Raw genomic sequence first — 461 nt, forward strand, 5'->3', positions numbered from 1 at the left:
AGGTCTGTGTGCTGGGAGACCAGTTTGCCGATCAGTTCAAGCACACGTTTTTTTGATCCCCCCTGCACACCTGAAAAGGTGCGCTCGGGGGTGAGGATAGTGTCGATTTGCATGGGTTTTGCGGCGTGTTTTGCCTTATCGGTCGTGGGCGCCCTGCAGGCGATCGATATTCTTTTCCTTGTGCTTGATGAGCTGGCGGTCAAGTTTATCGGTAAGCAGGTCTATGGCAGCGTACATATCGGTTTGTTCGGCGTTGGCTACGACTTCGCCCCCGGCAACATGGAGGATGGCTTCGGCTTTCTGTCGTACCTTCTCGACTTCCAGGATGACCTGCACATTGGTGATCTTGTCAAAATGCCGCTCCAGTCGGCTCATTTTCTCAGTCACGTAATTGCGCAATCCGTCGGTGATTTCGAGTTGATGACCGCTAATGTTCAATTGCATACGGCTTCTCCTGATTG

General features: G+C 52.3%; 1 protein-coding gene. It reads left to right on the forward strand.

Annotation, left to right across the window (positions count from 1 at the left end):
- Positions 1-111: 111 nt before the first annotated feature.
- Positions 112-461 (forward strand): hypothetical protein (locus tag RAD16_RS41060; protein ID WP_458163694.1); only part of this gene is annotated, 350 nt, incomplete at its 3' end.

Source organism: Bradyrhizobium sp. 18BD (assembly GCF_054185225.1).